The organism is Halobacillus sp. (genome assembly GCF_049282395.1).
Taxonomy (GTDB): Bacteria; Bacillota; Bacilli; order Bacillales; family Halobacillaceae; genus Halobacillus.
In genome coordinates this window covers 1-1,752 of sequence record NZ_JBAPTY010000290.1, presented here as the reverse complement: position 1 = coordinate 1,752, position 1,752 = coordinate 1, and the positions used below count along the sequence as shown (strand labels likewise).

The 1,752-nt window shown below is 41.0% G+C and carries 1 protein-coding gene and 1 pseudogene; both read right to left on the bottom strand.

Annotation, left to right across the window (positions count from 1 at the left end; translation table 11 throughout):
• A pseudogene (locus tag WAM07_RS12740) lies at window positions 1-205 on the bottom strand (alanine dehydrogenase); the annotation flags it as partial.
• A 103-nt stretch (window positions 206-308) separates the two neighbouring features.
• A complete protein-coding gene (locus tag WAM07_RS12735) occupies window positions 309-1,559 on the bottom strand; it encodes a PucR family transcriptional regulator (protein WP_422167383.1) in 1,251 nt (416 codons plus the stop codon).
• Window positions 1,560-1,752 lie beyond the last annotated feature (193 nt).

Genomic DNA, 1,752 nt, shown 5'->3' with positions numbered 1-1,752 from the left:
CAGAATTCATCCAGATATCGGAAGCGGTTTCAACAATCTCAGCACCAGCATCACGATATTCTTCGTCTGTAAAATTACTGCCAGTACCTGCATGTGTTTCGACACGAACCTTGTGACCTGCGTGGATGAGGTTGACGACACCTGAAGGCGTAATAGCTACGCGGTTTTCATTATTTTTAATCTCTCTTGGAATTCCGATAATCATGGGGAGTCCACCTTTCAAGTTGTATGTAAGGAAAGTATAGCTCTTCTATAGCTCTTTTTATTTAGGTGAAACTGAAAAAATAAACAGGAGGATTTGTGTAAAATCACAAATCCTCCTGTTCGTTTTCATAAATCAATAGATCTAAATAAAGCATCGTTTTTTGATTCATATCTTTAAAGTCGATGTTTCCGATTTCTTTGATCCGTTTTAAGCGGTAGTTCAGGGTGTTCGTATGAATATGCATGTGAGCAGCTGCCTGGTGCACATTACTGTTATGTTCCAGAAAGACTTTCAAGGTCTCAAGCAGCATGGAGTTATGGCGTTCATCGTATGTTTTAATATGGTTGAGAGCATCATTTTTATAGTTTTCCTTTTTTTGAAGGGCAGCCAGTTCATGAATGAATTGATAGACCCCGAGATCCTGGTAGTTGTCGACATGCTTGAGACCTTCGGAATACTGCTCCTTCAATTTCAGAACTTTCAACGCCTGTTTATAGCTGTCGCTAATGAAGGACGGCGAATCGTAGATCAATCCGAAAGCCCCTTTTAAATCCTCAAAGTGAAGCCGTTCTTTCATTTTTTGTGTGAATTCACGAATGAACGCCTGGTTCATCTCATTCGCATCCTCTTTATTATCCGTTCGGACAAGCAGAATAAGCTGTCGATCATCGAATATCCGGTTCACAACCCGCGTTTGATGAAGGGTTTCCGTTAAATAATACGCGTGTCGTTCAACAGCTTGACTCATGTCTTCTGTAAATTCGAAGACTGCTACACAAAGCTGACCATTCAAGTTCATCTGATACTTTTTCGCCATCCGTTTGATCTCTGTCGGATTCTTTAAAGAGCCTGTCAGCAGGTGCCAGAAAAATTCTTTGCTGCTTTCGTCCGTCTTTTTCTTCTTAGCCTGCTGTCTAAGTAAATAGTGACTCACCCACTGGGCCGCTTCTTTCAATTCTTCCAGATGCTCGGAAGTAACGGGAGAGTCATTTGTTTGCGCCCATATGAAGCCAAGGATTTCGTTGTCTTTACGAACAGATATAGCCAGGCGATCACCAAGGCCGATGGCGTCAATTTTATGAACAACAATGGGCTCTTCACTTTCGAAAAGCTTAGCCATAAACCCGTGTTTCCATAACCCGTTAATCACATGCTCAGGTACTTTCCGTCTCATGATGGTCGCGGTCCGTGCATGATCCACGTTCTGTTCATGTTTGCTGTAGGAGACAATGCAATGATTAGCATCTTCAATGGTGACCGGACATCCTAAGATCTCCGCAATGCTATCTGCAAGTCCTTCGGGTGAATCGATGAAATCTTTATATGAATACGTCAAATACGGTGATGGTTTCATAGTGATACTCCTTATGGGGTGGATACCCTTATATTATCATTGTTTTTCACACATACAATCCATTCTTCTATTGAAATCTTTGTCAAAATGAACGAATATAAGATAGTGGATTTGTAGATTCCACCAAATCCTTGAAAACGCATTCATGATAAGGTAAAGAGACTTCTTCCGTATGAAAACGCTTCATTATAAA